Source organism: Campylobacter jejuni (genome assembly GCF_001457695.1).
Taxonomy (GTDB): domain Bacteria; phylum Campylobacterota; class Campylobacteria; order Campylobacterales; family Campylobacteraceae; genus Campylobacter_D; species Campylobacter_D jejuni.
In genome coordinates, this window is the sequence record NZ_LN831025.1 from 1,636,203 (window position 1) to 1,656,958 (window position 20,756).

Below are 20,756 nucleotides of genomic sequence, written 5' to 3' on the forward strand. Positions count from 1 at the left end.
TCTTTTTAATTTATTATCAATTATATAATTTAATAATTTAAAGATAATTTTAAATTTATATTTTTGAGCATAATTTTAACACAAGTCAATTTTTTTCTCCTTTTTAAGATATAAAATATCTCTTTTACAACAAAAAAGGAGAAACTATGACAAAAGAACAAATTCAAATCATCAAAGATTGTGTGCCTATTTTGCAAAAAAATGGAGAGGATTTAACCAATGAGTTTTATAAAATAATGTTTAATGATTATCCTGAGGTAAAACCTATGTTTAATATGGAAAAACAAATTTCAGGAGAACAACCAAAAGCTTTAGCGATGGCGATTTTAATGGCAGCCAAAAATATAGAAAATTTGGAAAATATGAGAAGCTTTGTTGATAAAGTTGCCATAACTCATGTTAATTTAGGAGTTAAAGAAGAGCATTATCCTATAGTTGGAGCTTGCCTTTTAAAGGCTATTAAAAATCTTTTAAATCCTGATGAAGCCACTCTTAAAGCTTGGGAAGTTGCTTATGGAAAAATTGCTAAATTTTATATCGATATAGAAAAAAAGCTCTATGATAAATAATATAAGCCCATTTTGGGCTTTAATCAAATTTTTCTACTAAATTTTTAGCTAATTCCTTTATATTCTCACCCTTTAATTCGCTGATTTCACCATTTTGAGCCAAGAAAATTCTATCAGCACTATCAAAATATACATCATCATGTGTGATAGCAAAGATTGTTTTACCTTGCTCTTTTAGCAAAGGTAAAAGTTTTTTATAAAAAAATCTTCTAAAAACAGGATCTTGATCAGCCGCCCATTCATCAAGCACTAAAATATCCCTTTCTTCAAGCAAGGCTATAAGCATAGCTAAACGCTTTTTTTGCCCTGTAGAAAGTTTGGTTAAGGTCAGTTCATTATCTTTGACACTTGTTTTATTTTTAAGTTCTAAAAACTCCAACCAAAAAGCAATTTTTTCTTCGCTTGCAAAATTTTCTTTATTTAAGGTTTTAGTAAAAAGATGAAAATCGCTAAAAACAGCAGAAATAAGAGATCTATACTCATCTAAATTTTTATCATCTATAAGCGTATCATCAACATAAATTCCGCCTTTGCTTGGCTTAAAAAGTCCTGTCAAAAGCATACAAAAAGTGGATTTACCACTTCCATTTTTACCTATTAAAAATACCAATTCACCTTTTTTAAGTTCTATATTTACAGGATTTAAGTGAAAATTTTCTTCATAAGCAAATTGAGTATTTCTAAAAGAAATTTTTTTCCATTCGCTAATATAATGTGTTTTTTTAAAACCTTCTATATAATCATCTAATTCCAATTTTGCGATCTTATCCAAAGCAATTTTTGCCAAAAGCAAAGTAGGAAAAGATCCTATCATAGATACTAAAGGGGTTCGTAAAAACAAAATAGAAAGAGCTATAGTTGTAGCATCTGCAACACTTGCCCATTCAAATTTTAAAGCTAAGTAAAACTCTACACCCACTAAAGCCAAAAGAGTTACATTTGTCCAGTTGTTTGAGAGATTGTTAAAAAGATTGCCTAAAGTACTATTTTTCTTTTTCAATCTTGCATTATTTTCAAATTCATCTTCATAGTAAAGTTTGGCTCTATCACGATTGATCAAAAGTTCTTTATGTCCATCTAGTATATTTTGGTAATTATTTTGCAAAGCATCATCATTTTCCCTTGCCTTTCTAAAATACTGATATACTTTCATCATCAAAAAATTATTAGTAATAAAAATAACCATAATCCATACCACACACAAAGCAAAAATTTGTGGTGAAAGATAACATAAATAAACACTAGTGCATAAAATCAATATACTTGATTGTAAAAAATCAGGCAATCTTAAAAGCCCAAAAGATATATTTCTCACATCACTTCCTAAAGAAGCTAAAATTCTAGCCTTACCTACTTTAGCCACTCTTAACAAAGGGGTATCTAATATCTGCTTTACTACACGCCTTTGCATTTTAAAAATAAAATTTTGTCCAAAAATACTAAGTCCAAGTTCAACTATGGTAGAACTTATAAAAAATATCAAAAGCAAAACAATAAAATAAAAAATAGGAATGTTTTGTGCATTTTTAAGCAAATAATCATTGATAAAAACAAGAGTTAAAACTCCAACAGCACTTGTAATAAAAGAAAAAAGCAAAAAAGAAATCAACTTTAATTTATTTTGTTTAAGTAATTCCATAATAAAAGGCATTTATAAACTCCAAAATATAATTTTAATTATAACATTTTAAGAGTGATTATCAAAATTTTATTTTATCTTTTACTATAAAAACAGCACAAATAGCCAATAACGCTAAAAAAATCATATATATACTCATACCATATAAAAATGGATTTTCATTTTTACTCGCGAGTGTATTAAGCCAAAAAACGAGTTGCGGAGTAATACCGCCTGAAATTGCATAAGCAATATTATAAGAAAAAGAAATTCCTGAAAATCTTATTTTAGCTCTAAAAACTTCACTCATTAAAATAGGTGCAAACACATTAATTCCACCTAAAAAACAAACAATCGAATACAAAATACACACCAAAACCAAATTTTTAAGCTCATATAAAGCATAAAAATATAAAAAAGAAAAAAATACAAAAGTTAAAGAAAAGAAAATGCAAATTTTAAATAAACCAAATTTATCTACAAGATAACCCATAAAAGCCCCGCCTAAAGCTATTCCCAAAATTCCTAATATCTGTAAATAACTTCCTTCAACCCCACTTAAATTTAAAATACTAGGCATAAATTTAGGCATTAATAAAACAAGCACAATAACACAACCTGTTAAAACCCAAGTCATCATCATTGATGAAAATAATTTTTTTACAATATCCTTTTCTTTAAATAAATCTTTAAGCGGAAAAGAACTAAGCGATGATTCTTTTTTCATTTGTTTAAAAACAGGAGTTTCTTGCAAAAATCTACGCAAATAAATAGAAATAATCCCAAAAATTCCACCTACAAAAAAAGCAATACGCCATGCATAAGTAGCAATTTCTTCTATACTAAAAAAAGCATTAATGATTAAAAATACTATACTTCCCAACAAAATTCCTAAAGCCATAGCTGAATTTAAACAGCTTAAAAAGAAAGCTTTTTGTTTTTCTTGACAATGTTCTCTTACAAAAACCCAAGCTCCAGGCAATTCTCCACCTATAGCTATGCCTTGAAAAATTCTTATAAGTATCAATAAAACAGGAGCTAAAAACCCAAGAGTTTCATAACCTGGAATAAAAGCTAAGACAAAGGTGGGAAGAACCATTAGTAAAATACTTAGCATAAACATATTTTTACGCCCAAATTTATCTCCAAAATGTGCCATAACTATACCACCTAAAGGACGTGCTAAATATCCAGCTGCAAATGCTCCATAAGTATTTAATAAAGCCCAAAATTCACCCATATCTTTAGGAAAAAATACATTGGCTATATATTCAGCAAAAAAGACAAAAATAATAAAATCATAAAATTCTAAAGTTCCTCCTAGTGAAGAAAGTCCTAAGATCTTAATTTCCTTTGTTCCAAATTTTGATTTTCTCATTGATTAATTACCTTAAAGAATTTTAAAAATAACCATTATACTACAAATATTTATAAAGAAAACAATCATTTTCAATTTAATTTAACCCACTTTGATGATAAAAATCATAAAACATAGCTTAAGTAAAAATTTTTAATAATTTTTCAAAAACGACACAAGCTGTCATATAAATACTTTATACTTTTTTGAAATTAAAACTAAGGAGGAAATACATACTCAAAATTTAAAAGCTTTAAATGCTTTTTATAAGATAAGAAAAATTGTATTTCTATCTAGAGTAAAATATTATCATAGGAATTTTGCGACTTATCATTAACACAGTTTTGTTGACTTATAAAATAGGTTTTGTTTAGATTTGTATTTTAGGGGGCAATTTTAGATTTAAACGAGAGTTATCATATAGTAGCACTTATATACTTTTTATAGTGCTTAATTTATTATTGATTTATAAATTATAAGGAGAAAAAATGAAGAAATTAGCTTTTTTAAGCCAGAAATTTTGCACTATGTTATTAAGTTTTATTTTATCTTAACTAAAGTTCTAAATAATATGAAGCAAAGGAGCTTTAATGCTAGAAAATTTAAAAGAAATTTATGAAGAATTTGAGCTTTTAATTGCTCAATTTTCAAGCTATTTTAATGATGAAGAATTTTTAAATTTTAAAAAGGATTTTGATGTAAAAAATGTTTTAAATTATCATGATTTTGAAGAATTTACCCTAGAAGAAACAGACAAAGAAAGGCTTAAAGATATACAAGGTTGCTTGCTAGCTTATATCAATTTTTGTAGTAGTAAAGATATAGAAGAACAGATGGCAGAAGTGATTTCTAAAATTTTTATGCCTATGTTTCTTATTTCTAGATTATATTTTATATTAAAAGAAGAGAAGCTAGATATACAAATTCGCAAAATACTTAAAGAAAAAAATAAGTTGACAAAGGAAAAATCTTTATGGGTTTCCAAAGTCCTACCTTTTTAATAATTCTTAATAAAAACTTAAGATATATTGATTTTTAGTAAACAAAATATTATAATTTATAAAAATTTTAAGGAGAGAAAATGGAAAATGATATCATCAAAAAATTTATAAATACAGATTATAAGCTTTTAGAAAAAGAACTAGAAGAATTATCCAAAAAAGATAAGCTAAGACTTGAAATTGATCAAGGACTAGATGAAGCCCTGAAAGATCTTGAGATAATAAGTGCCAAAATGCCACAAGAACAAACACAAAAGCTTTTTGATCAATGTACCAATAATGCAATGGATGCAATTATGGGACATTTTGGATTTGCGGCGGTGATTTTAGATGCTAAAGATGGAGGAAATGTTAATACCACTCACAATGTCAGAAAAGGTATCTATGCTAGCGAAAAAGAAAGACAAAGATACGCTAATCGTGGTGAGTATGATTCAGATTACTATCACAAAGACAGCGATTACATAAAAATCAATAAAGAACAAAGCCAGCTAAAAAAACAAGGGAAATTAGAAGATTATATGACAGGTAAAAAAATCGAAGCAAATGCAGACACTGATTTAGATCATATAGTTGCTGCAAAAACAATACATGATGATCCTGCTAGAGTTTTAGCTGAAATGGATGGTGCAAAATTAGCTAACACAGAAAGCAATCTAAAAATGACAGATAGTTCATTAAATCGTTCTAAAAAGGATAAAAGCGCTGAAGAATTTCTAGCAAAAAGAGATGAAAGATTAAAAATTCTAGAAGAACAAGAAAAAAAGGGAATCTTAACCCCAAGTCAACAAAAAGAAAAGGAGAAATTGTTAAAACAAAAAGAAATTCAAGATGAAAAATTTAAAGAACAGTATAAACAAAATGAAAAAGAAATTAATAGAGAAGTTGACAAAAAATACTATACAAGTTCTAAGCCTTATAAGGAGGCTTTAATTACAGGTGCTCAAGATGCTGCTAAAATGGCTGCTTATTCAGCTTTAGGTATTGTTTTAAAAGATTTTATTAAAGCTATTATTATTGAGCTTAAAGTTACTTTTAAAGAATTTGGTAATGAAAGCCTAAAAGAAATTTTAATGCGTTTTAAATATAGAATTTGTAAGGTTTGGGAAGAATTAAAAATTAAATGGAAAGATATTTTGAAAGGTTCTTTTGAGAGAGCTTTACAAACATTTTTTTCAAATTTAGTAGTATTTATTATTAATATTTTTGCTACTGCTCTAAAAAGTATCGTGCAAATTGTTAGAGCTGGTTTTACATCTTTATGGCAAGCAATGAAAATAATAACAAATCCCCCAAAAGATATGCCAAATGAGGATATTTATTATGAAGCTTCAAAAATTATGATTACAGGTTTAATAAGTGCTGTAACAATGCTTGGAAGCGAAAGTATTAAAAATTTTCTTTTGATTATTCCGGTTTTTAATGCTTTATTATTTTTTCCTATTCCATTTACAGAGCAAACTATAGGAGATGCACTTTCTTTGTGTATTACTTCAGCTTGTGGAGCGATACTTAGCACTATTGCGATTTTTTATATGGATAAATGGAGAAATGATTCTAAAATAGGTAGACTTCAAATTCAGCTTGTAGCACAAAATGGCGTGATAATGCATTACAAAATTGCACAAACTTGGTTTGTTTTGGGTGATGCGTATAACTTATTTGAGCAAGTAGTGGAACGAGGAAATAAAAATTTAACAATGCTTAAAAATAACATTAATCAAGCTAAAAATACATTAAAACAAGTAGAAAAAGAGAGGCAAGAAATAATGTCAGAATGTATTAATCAACTTAGAAATTTAAGAGGGGAATAAATAATGGATAATAAAAAATTAGTAATTAATCCAAAGAAAATTTTACAGAATTTAAAAGATATTGAAGAAGTTCAAGGACAAATTAAAAATTGCACACCTGAAGAATTAAAAATTTTAGCCAAAGAACAAGCTAAACAAATTGATGTAAAAATTCAGGAAGTTTCAAGAAAAATAGTAGAGGCTAAAAAGTTAGCTCATGAAACAAAAAATATAAAAAATTCATTTCTTGAAACTCTAAATCCATTTGCTAAAAGTGAAGCAGATAAGAAATTTGAAGCATTGTCTACAGCTGATATAGCTAATTCTGAGGCTATAGGAGCTCAAAACGAACTTATACAAGAAACTATTAAGCTTATTTGTTGTGATATGTTTTTTGCAAATTTAATGATAGAAGAAATGTCATTGATAATTGCAGAACAAAATAACACTCATAGGAGTTTTGCATCTAATCTTTCAGATGACACTAAACAAACAACAAAGGAACTTACACAAACAATTATATATCAAGCACAACAACGCATTGTTGAAATGCAAAAAACTAAACAAGAAATACAAGAAACCAAAGAAGATATCAAGGATATGGAAGATGATATAAAAAAGCTTGAAGAAGGATTAAATAAAAAGCGACAGGTTGATGATGAACAACACAGATTAATAGAGATGCATTATCAAGAATTTATTAATTTCAAAATACAAATGGAAAATATAAAAGAGAAAGAAAATAAAATTAGTGATTTAGAATTTAAAATTAGTAAGAAAAATGCAATTATTTCTATTTTGTTTTCAAGTTTGGCTTTAATTGTTAGCATTGTTACAATAATTTTGCAATTTATTAAATAACTAAGGAGTTTTTGTAGGATTTTTGGATAATTAAAGAAAAAAGAACTTGAAGCTTCAGAAGCGGTAAAAAAGACAACTTCTGCAACAGAGGTTGTTATGGATACAGCTTAAAAATTAAATATACAACTAATTGGCATGCAGGAGAATTCAAAATGAAGAGGATAAGCCTAAAGGCTTTTTTCAAAAGTTTATCATGATTGTGGAAAATATATCACAAAAACTAAACATTTTTCAACTAAACATTATGATTTGTAGAACCCTAGTAGGTGTCGTGGATATAGGGTGTATGAACTATGTCAACATAAACAATATGATGATTTTTATAATTTATGAAAAAACGGATAAAATGGAAAAATGCACTTTATATGGACATGAGAGAATTAATAAATAAAAACATGAATGGACATGACTAAAGAGAATAAAATTACTTTTAAAATTTGTAGAGATGGTCAATCTAGAGTAAGGATAGAATAATTTATAGCTACAATAAACTTGCAATGTGTTTAGCTCATATTTTATGCACTTCAATGATGAGGAAAGATTTAATCTAGAAGAATTAGCAAATGAATTTAATGTAGATATTAGAACCATACAAAGAGATTTAAACCAAAGTCTTTTCTTTTTTACCTATACAAAAAGAAAATGGAAAGTATTTTTTAGAGTCTTTTGCACTCAGTAAGCTTAATTTTAAAGATATACAAAATTTTGCTATGTTAAGCGAGATTCAAGAGCTTTATCCAAAACTACATAAAGATTTTTTGCTAAACCCTAAAATAAATAGCATTTTTATGATAAAAAACAATGGCTTTGAAAAAGTTGATTATGAAAATTTTGAAATCATCAGTATTGCAATTGTAAAACACAATATTTTAAGTTTTGATTACAAAAGACAAAAATAATAAAATTAAAGTTCCTCCTAGTGAAGAAAGTCCTAAGATCTTAATTTCCTTTGTTCCAAATTTTGATTTTCTCATTGATTAATTACCTTAAATTTTAAAAACATTGTTTTTATTATACTATAATCATTTCCAAAATATTATCTAAAAAATTTAAGGATAAATATGTTTAATTTTATAACCACCCTTTTTAAAAACCAATCTTTATTTTTTAGAAGAAAAAACCACAAGCAAAAGTTCAAATCAAACCCATATAATCTCGCTTAAACAATCTGATGATGAATTTTTAAATTTATTATTTTCTTTTTTAGTGCCACAAAGCGATGAAGATAAAAATTTTATAGAAAAAACTCGCACAAAAATCAAAAGAAATGAGCATAATATTGCTCTGATAAAAAATCCAAATTTTAATGCTTTAATAGACACAGGGTTTTTAGATACTATTGATACATTAAAAGAAAAATTGCATATCCACAAAACCGATTTAAAGATATCACTCTATTATCTTAACACACGCGCATCCTGATCATATAGGAGCTTTAATGAGCGAAGAAAATCTTTTTCCAAAAGCTCAAATTTTAATCGATAAAAAAGAATATGATTTTTGGATCAAAAGCGATAGACAAGAAATTAAAAACACCTTGCTTAAACTTAAAAATATAGAATTTATTAACCACTCTAAAGATTTGATCTTTCAAAATTCAGGCATTAAAGCCATACCTGCTTACGGGCATACCCCAGGTCAAAATGCTATCATAATTGATGATAAAATAGTCTTTTGGGGAGATTTACTTCATCTTTATGATATACAAATCCCAAAACCTAAAATCGCTATAAAATTTGATATAAATCAAAATGAGGCTATACAAACAATGGAAAAACTACTTAAAGAATTTAAAGAAAGAAAACTCAAAGTTATAGGGACTCATGCATCTTTTATCGAACCTGAATTTTTAGATTAATTACTTAAAAATTACTAAAAATTAAGTAAAAATTTTAATAATTTTTGCTAAAATTATAGCCTTTTTATTTCATGAAAGGAGAAAATTTTGGCAAAAGATGATGTAATTGAAATTGATGGCACCGTACTTGAAGCATTGCCTAATGCAAATTTCAAGGTTGAACTTGACAACAAACATGTAATTTTATGTCATATTGCAGGAAAAATGCGTATGCATTATATAAGAATAATGCCAGGTGATAAAGTAAAAGTAGAACTTACACCTTATAGCCTTGATAAAGGGCGTATAACTTTTAGATATAAATAATCTAAGTTATTTAAAAGCTAATTTTAGATAAAATTAGAGTTTTTGCGACAAATTACATCGAACTATATGAAGAAGTATTTTTAAAATCCACCACTTATTTTGAAAATAGTTGGTTATTCATAAAACCTGATGTAGTCGTAAATCAAGTGGAATTCATTCAAGGAGACGCTCATGAAAGTGAGACCATCGGTTAAAAAGATGTGCGACAAGTGCAAAGTAGTTCGCCGTAAAGGCGTGGTTCGCATTATTTGCGAAAATCCAAAACATAAACAAAGACAAGGATAAACATGGCTCGTATTGCAGGTGTGGATTTACCAAAGAAAAAAAGAATTGAGTATGGACTAACCTATATTTATGGTATAGGACTTTTCACTTCAAGAAAAATTCTAGATAAAGTAGGAATTTCTTATGATAAAAGAGTTCATGAGTTAAGTGAAGATGAAGCAGCAGCTATCCGTAAAGAAATTCAAGAAAACTATATGGTTGAAGGGGACTTGAGAAAACAAGTTGCTATGGATATTAAAGCACTTATGGATTTAGGAAGCTTTAGAGGCTTAAGACACAGAAAAGGCTTACCAGTTCGCGGACAAAAAACAAAAACAAACGCAAGAACTAGAAAAGGTAAGAGAAAAACTGTTGGTGCAAAATCATAAGGATAAATCATGGCAAAAAGAAAAATCGTAAAGAAAAAAGTAGTTAAAAAAAATATAGCAAAAGGTATTGTTTATATCAGTGCGACTTTTAACAATACTATGGTTACAGTGACTGATGAAATGGGAAATGCTATCGCTTGGAGTAGTGCAGGTGGTTTAGGATTTAAAGGTTCTAAAAAATCAACTCCTTATGCAGCACAACAAGCAGTAGAAGACGCTTTAAATAAAGCAAAAGAACACGGAATTAAAGAAGTAGGCATTAAAGTACAAGGACCAGGAAGCGGTAGAGAAACTGCTGTTAAGAGTGTAGGTGCTATGGAAGGAATCAAAGTAACTTTCTTAAAAGATATCACTCCATTAGCTCACAATGGTTGCAGACCGCCTAAGCGTCGTCGTGTCTAAGATATAAGAAAAATTTAGGAGAATATTATGGCAAGATATAGAGGACCAGTAGAAAAATTAGAAAGACGCTTTGGTGTTAGCTTAGCATTAAAAGGAGAAAGAAGACTAGCTGGCAAAAGTGCACTAGACAAACGCCCTTATGCGCCAGGACAACACGGAGCAAGAAAAGGTAAAATTAGTGAGTATGGACTTCAATTAAGAGAAAAACAAAAAGCTAAATTTATGTATGGAGTAAGCGAAAAGCAATTCCGTCGTTTATTTGCTGAAGCAGCAAGAAGAGAAGGAAATACAGGGGTATTACTTATCCAACTTTTAGAACAAAGATTAGACAATGTGGTATATAGAATGGGTTTTGCTACAACACGTCGTTTTGCAAGACAACTTGTAACACATGGACATATTTTAGTAAATGGTAAAAGAGTGGATATTCCTAGCTTTAGAGTAGAAGCAGGTGCTAAAATCGAAATCATCGAAAAAAGCAAAAACAATCCTCAAATAACAAGAGCTATCGAACTTACAGCACAAACTGGAATCGTTGCTTGGGTTGATGTTGAAAAAGATAAGAGATTTGGAATTTTCACAAGAAAACCTGAAAGAGAAGAAGTTGTCATTCCGGTTGAGGAAAGATTTATCGTTGAGCTTTACTCTAAGTAATAGGGGCTAAATATGAGAAATATTACAACATCTGCTTATACGCCAACAGAATTTACAATAGAAAACATTAGTGATACTGTGGCTAAAATCAGTGCTTGGCCTTTTGAGATCGGCTATGGAATCACCCTAGCCCATCCTTTACGCCGTTTGCTTTACACTAGCACCATAGGATATGCTCCAACTGCGATCCATATTGATGGCGTAGCTCATGAATTTGATAGCATGCGTGGTATGCTTGAAGATGTAGCACTTTTTATCATTAATCTAAAAAAACTACGCTTTAAAATTAAAGGCGAATCAAATAAAGAAATAGTAGAATTTAGCTTTAAAGGCTCAAAAGAAATTTACGGCAAAGATCTAAATAATGATCAAGTAGAAGTAGTAAACAAAGACGCCTATCTAGCAACTATCAACGAAGATGCTGAACTCAAATTCACATTGATCGTTGAAAAAGGTATTGGCTATATACCAAGCGAAGAAATTAAAGAGCTTATAAATGATCCTAAATTTATAGCTTTAGATGCTTTCTTTACACCTGTAAGAGAAGCAACCTATGATATTGAAAAAGTTTTATTTGAAGATAATCCTGATTATGAAAAAGTGGTTTTAACCGTAACAACTGATGGACAAATCACTCCAAATGAAGCTTTTCAAAATGCTCTAGAAGCTATGTATAAACAATTATCAGTATTTGATAAAATCACCAATGTTAGAAGCGTAATTAAAAATCAAGCAACAAGCAATGAACTAGAAAATACTAAATTATTGCAAAACATTACAGATTTAAATTTAAGTGCTAGAAGTTATAATTGTCTTGAAAAAGCAGGAGTAGTTTACATAGGCGAGCTTGCTTTGATGAGTGTAAGTGAACTTGCAGGGCTTAAAAATTTAGGTAAAAAATCTCTTGATGAAATTAAAAACATCATGGAAAGCATAGGTTTTCCTGTGGGAACTTCTAAGCTTAGCGATAATAAAGAAATACTTAAAAATAAAATCGCAGAATTAAAAGCACAAAACGAAGGATAAAGAATGAGACATAAACATGGATATAGAAAACTTGGCAGAACTTCATCTCATCGTGCTGCCTTATTAAAAAATTTAACTATAGCTTTAGTAAATAGCGGAAAAATCGAAACTACTCTACCAAAAGCTAAAGAATTAAGAGGTTATGTAGAAAGATTGATTACTAGAGCAAGACTTGGAGATTTTAACGCTCATAGAGCAGTTTTTGCTTCATTACAAGATAAAAACGCTACTAATAAATTAGTGACTGAAATTGCTCCAAAATTCAAAGATCGCAATGGTGGATATACAAGAATCATCAAAACAAGAATTCGCCGTGGTGATGCTGCTGAAATGGCTTTCATCGAATTTGTAGCTTAATCAAATCCTAGCTTTTGCTAGGATTAATACTTCAATTAAATACCTTAAAAATAAAAAGTTTTAAATAATTATTTTAAATAAAATTAAATTTATTTATTTTCTAAAACCCTTGCTAAAAATTCAACTACTTATGCTAATATAAGTTTTTAATTTTTAATTTCAAGGATATGTTATGCAAGAAAACACTCGTTTACGCATTGCAATACAAAAATCAGGTAGACTTTCAAAAGAATCCATAGAGCTTCTTTCAGAATGTGGTGTTAAAATGCATATCCATGAACAAAGTTTGATCGCTTTTTCTACAAATTTACCCATAGATATTTTACGCGTTAGAGATGATGATATCCCTGGGCTTATTTTTGATGGGGTTGTAGATTTAGGCATTATAGGGGAAAATGTTTTAGAAGAAAATGAACTTGAACGCCAGTCTTTAGGAGAAAATCCAAGTTATAAGCTTTTAAAAAAGCTAGATTTTGGCTTTTGTCGTCTTTCTCTTGCCTTACCTCAAGAAAATAAATTTCAAAATTTGAAAGATTTTGAAGGCTTAAGGATAGCTACTTCTTATCCACAACTTTTAAAGCGTTTTATGAAAGAAAATGGGATTAATTATAAAAATTGTATGCTTACAGGTTCTGTTGAAGTAGCCCCTAGGGCAAATTTAGCCGATGCAATTTGCGATCTTGTTTCAAGCGGGGCAACTTTACAAGCAAATAATCTTAAAGAAGTGAAAGTCATTTATGAATCTCGTGCTTGTTTGATTCAAAAAGAAAATGCTTTAAGTAAAGAAAAACAAGCCTTAGTGGATAAAATTATGTTGCGTGTAGCAGGAGTAATGCAAGCAAGAGAATCTAAATACATTATGCTTCATGCTCCAAAAGAAAAGCTTGATAAAATTCAAGCCCTGCTTCCAGGAGTTGAAAGACCGACTATCTTACCTTTAGCACACGATGAAAAAAATGTAGCTTTACATATGGTAAGTAAAGAAAATCTTTTTTGGGAAACCATGGAGGCTTTAAAAGAAGAAGGTGCAAGTTCGATTTTAGTTCTGCCTATAGAAAAAATGTTAAAGTGAGTAAAAAATGCAAATTTTAGTATATGATAATTTAGATGAAAAACAAAAAGAAGAAGCGTTAAAACGCCCTGCTATAAGCGCGAAAGATGAAATTTCAAAAATAGTAAGTTCTATCATTAAAGAAGTGCAAGAAAAAGGTGATGAAGCTTTGATAGAACAAGCTTTAAAATTTGATAAGGCTGAAATTTCTAATATTAAAATCACTCAAGAAGAAATTGCTCAAGCAAGCAATCGTTTAGATAAAGATTTACAAGATGCTATTTTAGTAGCTTATGAAAATATCAAAAAATTCCACGAAGCCCAAATCCCGCATGAAATCACTCTTGAAACTACAAAAGGCGTTAAATGTGAGGTTTTAACACGCCCTATAGAAAAAGTAGGACTTTACATACCAGGAGGTTTAGCACCTTTGTTTTCAACGGCTTTAATGCTAGCTATCCCTGCAAAAATTGCAGGTTGTGAAAAAATCGTTTTAGCAAGTCCTGCAAAAATCAATGATGCTGTGCTTTTTTGTGCTAAGCTTTGCGGCGTGGATGAAATTTATCAAATGGGTGGTGCAGGAGCCATAGCAGCTTTGGCTTACGGTACGCAAAGTGTTTTAAAGGTGGATAAAATTTTTGGCCCAGGAAATGCCTTTGTAACCGAAGCAAAACGCCAAGTAAGTAGCGATATAAACGGAGTAGCTATTGATATGCAAGCAGGACCTAGTGAAGTTTTAGTAATAGCTGATGATTTGGCTAATGAAAAATTTGTAGCTAGTGATTTGCTTTCACAAGCTGAACATGGTGCAGATTCTCAAGTAATTTTGGTGTGTTTAAGTCAAGATTTTGCTAAAAAAGCAAGTGATGAAGTCCAAAGTCAATTAGAACTTTTGCCTCGCAAAGAACTTGCAAGCAAAAGCATTGCCAATTCACGCATTATCATAGCTAAAGATTTAAATCAAGCCTTAGAAATTTCGAATCTTTACGCCCCTGAACATTTGATCATACAAACTCAAAATCCACGAGAACTTTTAAAAGGTGTAAAACACGCAGGATCAGTATTTTTAGGAGCTTATTCCCCAGAGTCTATGGGTGATTATGCAAGTGGGACAAATCATGTTTTACCTACTTATGGACTTACTAAAACGCATTCTAGTTTAGGTTTGGCAGATTTTAGTAAAAGAATGACCGTTCAAGAGTTAAGTAAAGAAGGTTTTTTAGCTTTAGGTAAAAGTGTTGAAATTTTAGCACAAAATGAGCATTTAGACGCGCACAAAAATGCAGTAACTTTTCGTTTAGAGAGCTTAAAATGAGTCAAAAAATCCTTTTTATAGATAGAGATGGCACTTTAATAGAGGAGCCAAAAAGCGATTTTCAAATCGATACTCTTGAAAAATTGCGTTTTGAAAAAGATGCTATTCCCACTCTTTTAAAACTAAAAAATTTTGGATTTAAATTTGTCATGGTAAGCAATCAAGATGGTCTTGGAACGCCAAGTTTTCCAAAGGAAAATTTTGAAATCGCTCATGAAAAAATGCTTGATATTTTAAAAAGTTGCGGTATAGAATTTCAAGATATTTTTATTTGTCCGCATTTTGAAAATGAAAATTGTGCTTGTAGAAAACCTAAAACTGCTATGTTAGAAGAGTATATCAAACACGAACTTTACGATAAAGAACAAAGTTTTGTTATCGGAGATCGTGAGAGTGATATGATCTTAGCTTCAAATTTAGGTGTGCGTGGTTTAAGATATGGCGAACTTTCTTGGAAAGAAATAGAAAATGAAATTTTAAGTTCTTTTAGAAGTGCGAGTTATCAAAGAACTACTAAAGAAACAGATATAAAAGTGAAAGTGTGCTTAAATGGGGGCAAGGTTAGCATTAAAACAGGCATTGATTTTTTTGATCACATGTTAGAGCAAATCGCTGTACATGGAGGTATAGGGCTTGAAATTTCTTGTAAAGGGGATTTAGAAATCGATGAGCATCATAGTGTTGAAGATGTAGCCTTAGCACTTGGAGCTTGTATCAAAAAAGCTTTAGGGGATAAAATCGGCATTGCAAGATATGGTTTTGCTTTACCTATGGATGAGTGTTTGGCAAGTTGTGCGATGGATTTTTGCAATCGTCCCCATTTAGTCTATAAAGCCAAATTTAAAAAATCTCATTTAGGGGCTTTAAGCACGGAAATGATCGAGCACTTTTTTTATTCTTTAAGCTATGCTATGGGCGTGAGTTTGCATTTAAAAGTTAAAGGCAAAAACGATCATCATAAAGCTGAAGGGCTTTTTAAAGCCTTTGCTAAAGCTTTGAAAATGGCAGTAAAAATAGAAAGTGAAAATTTAGCCAGCTCTAAAGGAGTGATATGACTTATCAAAATTTTAAAAATAAACTTGATACAAAAATTTTTGGCGAAGATTTAAATTATGAAATTCTACTTACAGTGCTAAATAACCCTAAACGCTATATAGGATTATTTAGGATTACAAATGCTAAAACAAAACTAATACAAAATATAACTCAAAGTTGTGAAATTAAATTTGGTGATTTTATAGAAGAGATTTTAAGTGAATATATTATTGAAATGGGATATAAAGCATTAGATAAAAATATAGGATTTGATGAAGAAAATAATAAACTTAATGCCGATCAAGTTTTCAATGATGAACATAATATTTACCTTATTGAACAAAAAATTAGAGATGATCATGATAGTACAAAAAAACGAGGACAATATGCAAATTTAATTAAAAAAATCAAAGCTTTAAAACAAAAATTCTCAAATTATCGCATTATTGCTTGTATGTGGTTTAGTGATGATAGTTTAAAGAAAAATAAAAAATTTTATGAAGAACAAATTAACAACAATACAGATGAAAAAGTTGACATTTTTATTTTCTATGGAAAAGAATTGTTTGAAAATCTTTTTCAAAGAATAGATATTTACAATGAACTTATTTCACATCTTAAGAAAAACAAACAAAAAAGAAGTAAGGATATTTTAAATGTTCCAGATTTTGATATAAGCGAAGAAATAAAAAATGCACTTTTAAAAACTAAGAAAAATTACCCAAAAATTAATACAAAAGCTACTTTCCGACAAAGAAGAATTTGTAGAACTTAGAAAAGAACTTTTTCCAACAGGTAAAAATTTAAAAGGTTTATAATAATGCAAAAAGATATTATTTTTCAAGGTAATTGTTTAGAAATTTTAAAAACCATTCCGGATAAAAGCATTGATTTGATTTTTGCAGATCCACCTTATTTTATGCAAACACAAGGTGAAGTTTTTAGCGGTGTAAATGATGATTGGGATAAATTTGAATCTTTAAAAGCCTATGATGATTTTTGTAAAATTTGGCTTAGCGAATGTAGACGAATTTTAAAAGACGATGCAAGTATTTGGGTTATAGGATCTTTTCAAAATATTTTTAGACTAGGATATATAATGCAAGATTTGGGCTTTTGGATTCTAAATGATATTATTTGGAACAAACCAAATCCTGTTCCAAATTTTAAAGGGACAAGATTTTGCAATTCCCATGAAACTCTTATTTGGTGTTCTAAACATAAAAATTCAAAATATACTTTTAATTATAAAACTATGAAATTTTTAAATAATAACAAAAAAGAAAAGTCAGTTTGGAATATAGGAATCTGCATAGGGAATGAAAGATTAAAAGGAATAGATGGTAAAAAAATTCACTCTACTCAAAAACCTGAAATTTTGCTTGAAAAAATAATCTTATCAAGTACAAAAAAAGGGGATTTAATTTTAGATCCTTTTTTTGGCACAGGAACTACAGGAGCTATTGCTAAAAAATTGGGGAGATATTATATAGGTATAGAGCAAGAGAAATTCTATGTTAAAATAGCAGAATCTCGAATTAGACAAATAAATATAATTGACAATGAAATTACCAGAAACGAACTCGAAACAAAACCCCCAAAAGTAAGCTTAGAAGAGCTTTTGAATGCTGGATTTTTAAGTGAAAATGAAAAATTCTATGATAAAAATAAAAATTATATTTGTTATTTAGTTAATGGTAATAAAGTAAGCGATGAGAACGAAATTTTAAGCATACATAAAATGGCAGCAAAATATTTAAACAAAGAAAATCATAATGGCTGGAGTTATTTTTATATTTTTAAGAATGAAAATTTTATAAGTATCGATTCTTTAAGATATGAGTATAAAAATTTTATAAATCTTGAAGGAGTGATATGAAAATCATCATCATCGATACAGCCTGTGCGAATTTGGCATCTTTGAAATTTTGTTTAGATAGATTAGGTTTTAATGCAACTATCAGTAGGGATTTAAAAGAACTTGAAAGTGCGGATAAGCTTTTTTTACCTGGAGTGGGTACCGCAAAAGAAGCAATGAAAAATTTAGAACAATTTAATCTTATTGATTTTATTCAAAATACCAAAAAACCTTTGCTTGGTATTTGTTTAGGTATGCAAATTTTAGGAAATTTTTCTGAAGAATTAAATCAAGAAACCTTAAAACTCATAGATTTTACAACTCAAAAATTTAAAGCTAAAGAAGGCTTTACTTTTCCACATATGGGATGGAATCAAGTTCATAGCTCTCATGCTTTGTTTAAAGGCTTAGAAGGGGCTTATTTTTATTTTGTGCATAGTTATTGTGTAGGACTTGGGGAATACACTATAGCAGATTGTGAGTATTCGCAAAAATTTAGCGCAAGCGTAATGAAAGATAATTTTTACGGGGTGCAATTTCACCCTGAAAGAAGCAGTGAAGCGGGGGAAATTTTAATTTCAAATTTTATTAAGGATATAGGATGACTCAAATCATACCCGCACTTGATCTTATAGATGGCGAAGTGGTGCGTCTTGTAAAAGGGGATTACGAACAAAAAAAAGTATATAAATACAATCCCTTAAAGAAATTCAAAGAATACGAAAAAGCAGGAGCGAAAGAACTTCATCTTGTAGATCTTACAGGTGCAAAAGATCCTAGCAAAAGACAACTTGCTTTGATAGAAAAATTAGCTAAAGAAGTCAGTGTCAATTTACAAGTAGGTGGAGGCATACGCTCTAAAGAAGAAGTTAAAGCTTTGCTTGATTGTGGAGTAAAAAGAGTAGTTATAGGATCTATGGCGATTAAAGATGCGACTTTATGTCTTGAAATTTTAAAAGAATTTGGCAATGAAGCTATAGTTTTAGCCTTAGATACGATTTTAAAAGAAGATTATGTTGTGGCTGTAAATGCTTGGCAAGAAGCAAGCGATAAAAAGCTTATGGAAGTTTTAGATTTTTATAGCAATAAAGGCTTAAAACACATACTTTGCACAGATATTTCAAAAGATGGCACCATGCAAGGAGTAAATGTAAGACTTTACAAACTTATCCATGAAATTTTTCCTCATATTTGCATTCAGGCAAGTGGTGGAGTAGCGAGCTTAAAAGACCTTGAAAACTTAAAAGGAATTTGTAGTGGGGTTATCGTAGGAAAAGCTTTATTAGACGGAGTTTTTAGTGTAGAAGAAGGGATAAGATGTCTAGTAAATTAAGCTACAAAGAACTTGCTTTAGAAATTTTAAAACAAAGCGATAAGCCTTTAAATGCTAATGAAATTTGGCAAAAAGCTCTTGAAAAAGGCTTAGATAAAAAGCTTTCTAGTATAGGGCAAACTCCAATTGCTACTTTAGGAGCTAGGATATATGTGGATATAAAAGAATTACAACACAATTCTTTATTTATTAAAGCTTCCCAAAAACCCAGAACTTTTTGGTTAAAAGAAAGAGAAAATGAACTTTTAAAGCTTGATGATAAAAATGAAATTACCAATGAAAAACAAGAAAAAAATAAATTTCATGAAAGAGATTTACACCCCTTGCTTGTAAAATTTTTATATGAAAATTTAGATTTTAATTTAAATTGCAAAACAATTTACCACGAACAAAGCAAAAAGGGTAAGGGCGGGGAAGATAAGTGGAATTATCCTGATATTGTAGGGGTTTATTTTCCTTACGATGATTATGAAAAAGAAACCATAACACTTTTAGAAAATATCAAACAAAATAGCTATAAACTTTTTTCTTTTGAACTTAAAATTGCTTTAAATTTTTCAAATTTAAAAGAATGCTATTTTCAAGCTGTAAGCAATTCTAGCTGGGCAAATGAGGGCTATTTGGTTGTTTTACAAGAAATTGATAGCGAAGTTTTAAGTGAGTTAAGACGCTTAAATCAAAGTTTTGGCATAGGAGTGATAAAACTTGAAAAAGATATTTCAAATTCTCAAATTTTAATTAGTGCAAAAGAAAAAGAACTTGATATTCAAACACTAAATATGCTGATTAATAAAAATCCAAATTTTAAAGAATTTATTGATGATATAAATAAACAAATTAAAGTGGGCAAAGAAGCAAAAATTCAAGCTAATTTTGATGAAATTAAAAGCGATGAAGAAATGGAAAAATATCTTAAAGAAAAATGTATTTTGGAGAAATAAATGCTTACAAAACGCATAATTGCATGTTTAGATGTCAAAGATGGCAGAGTAGTAAAAGGAACACAATTTAAAAACCATAAAGATATGGGAGATATCATAGAACTTGCTAGGTATTATTCTCAAAATGGTATTGATGAGCTTGTTTTTTATGATATTACTGCAAGTGCTAGAAAAGAACGCATATCAAGAGAATGGGTAAGTGAAGTAGCAAAAAATATCAATATTCCTTTTTGTGTTGCAGGGGGTATTAAAAGCGAAGAAGATGCAGCTGAACTTTTGGCTAATGGGGCAGATAAAATTTCTATCAATTCTCCTGCTTTAAATGATCCAAGTTTAACCACACGCCTTGCTAAAAGTTTTGGCGTGCAATGCGTGGTAGTAGGGATTGATAGTTTCAAAGATGAAAATGGAAATTTAAAAGTATTTCAATACACAGGCGATGAAAAAACAAGCAAACATAGTGGAAAAAGCACTTTAGAATGGGTTAAAGAAGTGCAAGATCTAGGCGCAGGTGAAATTGTTTTAAATATGATGAATCAAGATGGTGTTAAAAATGGCTATGATTTAGAACAATTAGAAGCTGTATATAAAATTTGTAAAGTACCTTTGATCGCAAGCGGGGGAGCGGGAAAAATGGAGCATTTTTTAGAAGCTTTTGAACTAGGTATAGATGGGGCTTTAGCTGCTTCTGTTTTTCATCAAAAACTTATAGACATTAAAGAATTAAAAATTTATCTTAAAAATCAAGGCTTAAGTATAAGGATATAA

Annotated in this window: 21 protein-coding genes and 4 pseudogenes; 22 read left to right on the forward strand and 3 right to left on the reverse strand. The window is 29.5% G+C overall.

Features of this window, described 5'->3' with window-relative positions; translation table 11 throughout:
* The first annotated feature begins 146 nt into the window (after positions 1-146).
* Entirely contained in the window at positions 147-569 is a 423-nt protein-coding gene (gene cgb, locus AT682_RS08270) for a single-domain globin Cgb (RefSeq protein WP_002814418.1), read from the forward strand.
* A 19-nt stretch (positions 570-588) separates the two neighbouring features.
* Here the strand turns inward: cgb and AT682_RS08275 are convergent, their stop codons facing one another.
* Both AT682_RS08275 and AT682_RS08280 read right to left on the reverse strand, forming a co-directional pair.
* Positions 589-2,220 carry a multidrug ABC transporter permease/ATP-binding protein gene (locus tag AT682_RS08275; protein ID WP_002882835.1) on the reverse strand — a complete coding sequence of 544 codons (1,632 nt, stop codon included), beginning with the start codon at positions 2,218-2,220 and terminating at the stop codon, positions 589-591.
* Between the two features lie 49 nt (positions 2,221-2,269).
* The gene (locus tag AT682_RS08280; protein ID WP_016818312.1) at positions 2,270-3,565 is read right to left on the reverse strand and encodes an MFS transporter; all 1,296 of its coding nucleotides are present in this window, start codon (positions 3,563-3,565) and stop codon (positions 2,270-2,272) included.
* A gap of 569 nt (positions 3,566-4,134) precedes the next feature.
* Between AT682_RS08280 and AT682_RS09960 the strand changes: the two genes are divergently transcribed.
* The 4 genes and pseudogenes from AT682_RS09960 to AT682_RS08305 form a co-directional block, all read left to right on the forward strand.
* The gene (locus AT682_RS09960; protein WP_002883201.1) at positions 4,135-4,545 is read left to right on the forward strand and encodes a hypothetical protein; all 411 of its coding nucleotides are present in this window, start codon (positions 4,135-4,137) and stop codon (positions 4,543-4,545) included.
* 80 nt (positions 4,546-4,625) lie between these two features.
* On the forward strand, positions 4,626-6,359 hold the full coding sequence (locus AT682_RS08290) for a hypothetical protein (RefSeq protein ID WP_002883202.1): 1,734 nt from the start codon (positions 4,626-4,628) through the stop codon (positions 6,357-6,359).
* Between the two features lie 3 nt (positions 6,360-6,362).
* The gene (locus tag AT682_RS08295; protein ID WP_002883203.1) at positions 6,363-7,199 is read left to right on the forward strand and encodes a hypothetical protein; all 837 of its coding nucleotides are present in this window, start codon (positions 6,363-6,365) and stop codon (positions 7,197-7,199) included.
* A gap of 497 nt (positions 7,200-7,696) precedes the next feature.
* Positions 7,697-8,092, forward strand: a pseudogene (locus AT682_RS08305) (helix-turn-helix transcriptional regulator); the annotation flags it as partial.
* Here the strand turns inward: AT682_RS08305 and AT682_RS10080 are convergent.
* Positions 8,078-8,173, reverse strand: a pseudogene (locus AT682_RS10080) (hypothetical protein); the annotation flags it as partial. The pseudogenes AT682_RS08305 and AT682_RS10080 overlap by 15 nt on opposite strands.
* Before the next feature lie 87 nt (positions 8,174-8,260).
* On the opposite strand from AT682_RS10080, the pseudogene AT682_RS09330 reads away from it, so the two are divergent.
* The 17 genes and pseudogenes from AT682_RS09330 to hisF all read left to right on the forward strand — a co-directional run bounded on the left by AT682_RS09330 (position 8,261) and on the right by hisF (position 20,756).
* Positions 8,261-9,057: pseudogene (locus AT682_RS09330) on the forward strand (MBL fold metallo-hydrolase).
* Positions 9,058-9,144: 87 nt separating this feature from the next.
* On the forward strand, positions 9,145-9,363 hold the full coding sequence (infA, locus tag AT682_RS08320; RefSeq protein WP_002781436.1) for a translation initiation factor IF-1: 219 nt from the start codon (positions 9,145-9,147) through the stop codon (positions 9,361-9,363).
* A 171-nt stretch (positions 9,364-9,534) separates the two neighbouring features.
* Positions 9,535-9,648, forward strand: a complete 114-nt coding sequence (gene rpmJ, locus AT682_RS08325; RefSeq protein ID WP_002781429.1) for a 50S ribosomal protein L36 — start codon at positions 9,535-9,537, stop codon at positions 9,646-9,648.
* A 2-nt stretch (positions 9,649-9,650) separates the two neighbouring features.
* The gene (gene rpsM / locus AT682_RS08330) at positions 9,651-10,016 is read left to right on the forward strand and encodes a 30S ribosomal protein S13 (protein ID WP_002800121.1); all 366 of its coding nucleotides are present in this window, start codon (positions 9,651-9,653) and stop codon (positions 10,014-10,016) included.
* Positions 10,017-10,025: 9 nt separating this feature from the next.
* Entirely contained in the window at positions 10,026-10,418 is a 393-nt protein-coding gene (rpsK, locus tag AT682_RS08335; RefSeq protein WP_002779544.1) for a 30S ribosomal protein S11, read from the forward strand.
* 27 nt (positions 10,419-10,445) lie between these two features.
* Positions 10,446-11,072 carry a 30S ribosomal protein S4 gene (gene rpsD, locus AT682_RS08340; protein ID WP_002858938.1) on the forward strand — a complete coding sequence of 209 codons (627 nt, stop codon included), beginning with the start codon at positions 10,446-10,448 and terminating at the stop codon, positions 11,070-11,072.
* A 12-nt stretch (positions 11,073-11,084) separates the two neighbouring features.
* On the forward strand, positions 11,085-12,098 hold the full coding sequence (gene rpoA / locus AT682_RS08345) for a DNA-directed RNA polymerase subunit alpha (protein WP_002882763.1): 1,014 nt from the start codon (positions 11,085-11,087) through the stop codon (positions 12,096-12,098).
* Positions 12,099-12,101: 3 nt separating this feature from the next.
* Entirely contained in the window at positions 12,102-12,455 is a 354-nt protein-coding gene (gene rplQ, locus AT682_RS08350) for a 50S ribosomal protein L17 (RefSeq protein ID WP_002851332.1), read from the forward strand.
* A gap of 172 nt (positions 12,456-12,627) precedes the next feature.
* A complete protein-coding gene (gene hisG, locus AT682_RS08355) occupies positions 12,628-13,527 on the forward strand; it encodes an ATP phosphoribosyltransferase (RefSeq protein WP_002872785.1) in 900 nt (299 codons plus the stop codon).
* Positions 13,528-13,534: 7 nt separating this feature from the next.
* Positions 13,535-14,821 carry a histidinol dehydrogenase gene (gene hisD / locus AT682_RS08360; RefSeq protein ID WP_002882762.1) on the forward strand — a complete coding sequence of 429 codons (1,287 nt, stop codon included), beginning with the start codon at positions 13,535-13,537 and terminating at the stop codon, positions 14,819-14,821.
* A complete protein-coding gene (gene hisB, locus AT682_RS08365; RefSeq protein ID WP_002882761.1) occupies positions 14,818-15,876 on the forward strand; it encodes a bifunctional histidinol-phosphatase/imidazoleglycerol-phosphate dehydratase HisB in 1,059 nt (352 codons plus the stop codon). The genes hisD and hisB overlap by 4 nt, the downstream gene beginning before the upstream one ends.
* Positions 15,873-16,674: pseudogene (locus AT682_RS08370) on the forward strand (HpyAIV family type II restriction enzyme). Before hisB ends, AT682_RS08370 begins: the two are co-directional and overlap by 4 nt.
* Positions 16,675-16,676: 2 nt before the next feature.
* Positions 16,677-17,735: a DNA-methyltransferase gene (locus AT682_RS08375; protein ID WP_002882758.1), complete on the forward strand. Its 1,059-nt coding sequence runs from the start codon at positions 16,677-16,679 to the stop codon at positions 17,733-17,735.
* Entirely contained in the window at positions 17,732-18,319 is a 588-nt protein-coding gene (gene hisH / locus AT682_RS08380; protein WP_002882756.1) for an imidazole glycerol phosphate synthase subunit HisH, read from the forward strand. The genes AT682_RS08375 and hisH overlap by 4 nt, the downstream gene beginning before the upstream one ends.
* A complete protein-coding gene (gene hisA, locus AT682_RS08385; protein ID WP_002882754.1) occupies positions 18,316-19,047 on the forward strand; it encodes a 1-(5-phosphoribosyl)-5-[(5-phosphoribosylamino)methylideneamino]imidazole-4-carboxamide isomerase in 732 nt (243 codons plus the stop codon). The genes hisH and hisA overlap by 4 nt, the downstream gene beginning before the upstream one ends.
* Complete coding sequence (locus AT682_RS08390) at positions 19,032-19,988, forward strand: COG2958 family protein (protein WP_002814762.1); 957 nt, start codon at positions 19,032-19,034, stop codon at positions 19,986-19,988. The genes hisA and AT682_RS08390 overlap by 16 nt, the downstream gene beginning before the upstream one ends.
* The gene (gene hisF, locus AT682_RS08395; protein ID WP_002781415.1) at positions 19,989-20,756 is read left to right on the forward strand and encodes an imidazole glycerol phosphate synthase subunit HisF; all 768 of its coding nucleotides are present in this window, start codon (positions 19,989-19,991) and stop codon (positions 20,754-20,756) included. It begins immediately after the preceding gene.

What these genes read in the sequence shown, in the direction of transcription:
- cgb (WP_002814418.1), top strand. Translation starts at nt 147, where the DNA reads ATGACAAAAGAACAAATTCAAATCATCAAAGATTGTGTGCCTATTTTG.
- AT682_RS08275 (WP_002882835.1), bottom strand. Translation starts at nt 2,220, where the DNA reads ATGCCTTTTATTATGGAATTACTTAAACAAAATAAATTAAAGTTGATT.
- AT682_RS08280 (WP_016818312.1), bottom strand. Translation starts at nt 3,565, where the DNA reads ATGAGAAAATCAAAATTTGGAACAAAGGAAATTAAGATCTTAGGACTT.
- AT682_RS09960 (WP_002883201.1), top strand. Translation starts at nt 4,135, where the DNA reads ATGCTAGAAAATTTAAAAGAAATTTATGAAGAATTTGAGCTTTTAATT.
- AT682_RS08290 (WP_002883202.1), top strand. Translation starts at nt 4,626, where the DNA reads ATGGAAAATGATATCATCAAAAAATTTATAAATACAGATTATAAGCTT.
- AT682_RS08295 (WP_002883203.1), top strand. Translation starts at nt 6,363, where the DNA reads ATGGATAATAAAAAATTAGTAATTAATCCAAAGAAAATTTTACAGAAT.
- rpmJ (WP_002781429.1), top strand. Translation starts at nt 9,535, where the DNA reads ATGAAAGTGAGACCATCGGTTAAAAAGATGTGCGACAAGTGCAAAGTA.
- rpsM (WP_002800121.1), top strand. Translation starts at nt 9,651, where the DNA reads ATGGCTCGTATTGCAGGTGTGGATTTACCAAAGAAAAAAAGAATTGAG.
- rpsK (WP_002779544.1), top strand. Translation starts at nt 10,026, where the DNA reads ATGGCAAAAAGAAAAATCGTAAAGAAAAAAGTAGTTAAAAAAAATATA.
- rpsD (WP_002858938.1), top strand. Translation starts at nt 10,446, where the DNA reads ATGGCAAGATATAGAGGACCAGTAGAAAAATTAGAAAGACGCTTTGGT.
- rpoA (WP_002882763.1), top strand. Translation starts at nt 11,085, where the DNA reads ATGAGAAATATTACAACATCTGCTTATACGCCAACAGAATTTACAATA.
- rplQ (WP_002851332.1), top strand. Translation starts at nt 12,102, where the DNA reads ATGAGACATAAACATGGATATAGAAAACTTGGCAGAACTTCATCTCAT.
- hisG (WP_002872785.1), top strand. Translation starts at nt 12,628, where the DNA reads ATGCAAGAAAACACTCGTTTACGCATTGCAATACAAAAATCAGGTAGA.
- hisD (WP_002882762.1), top strand. Translation starts at nt 13,535, where the DNA reads ATGCAAATTTTAGTATATGATAATTTAGATGAAAAACAAAAAGAAGAA.
- hisB (WP_002882761.1), top strand. Translation starts at nt 14,818, where the DNA reads ATGAGTCAAAAAATCCTTTTTATAGATAGAGATGGCACTTTAATAGAG.
- AT682_RS08375 (WP_002882758.1), top strand. Translation starts at nt 16,677, where the DNA reads ATGCAAAAAGATATTATTTTTCAAGGTAATTGTTTAGAAATTTTAAAA.
- hisH (WP_002882756.1), top strand. Translation starts at nt 17,732, where the DNA reads ATGAAAATCATCATCATCGATACAGCCTGTGCGAATTTGGCATCTTTG.
- hisA (WP_002882754.1), top strand. Translation starts at nt 18,316, where the DNA reads ATGACTCAAATCATACCCGCACTTGATCTTATAGATGGCGAAGTGGTG.
- AT682_RS08390 (WP_002814762.1), top strand. Translation starts at nt 19,032, where the DNA reads ATGTCTAGTAAATTAAGCTACAAAGAACTTGCTTTAGAAATTTTAAAA.
- hisF (WP_002781415.1), top strand. Translation starts at nt 19,989, where the DNA reads ATGCTTACAAAACGCATAATTGCATGTTTAGATGTCAAAGATGGCAGA.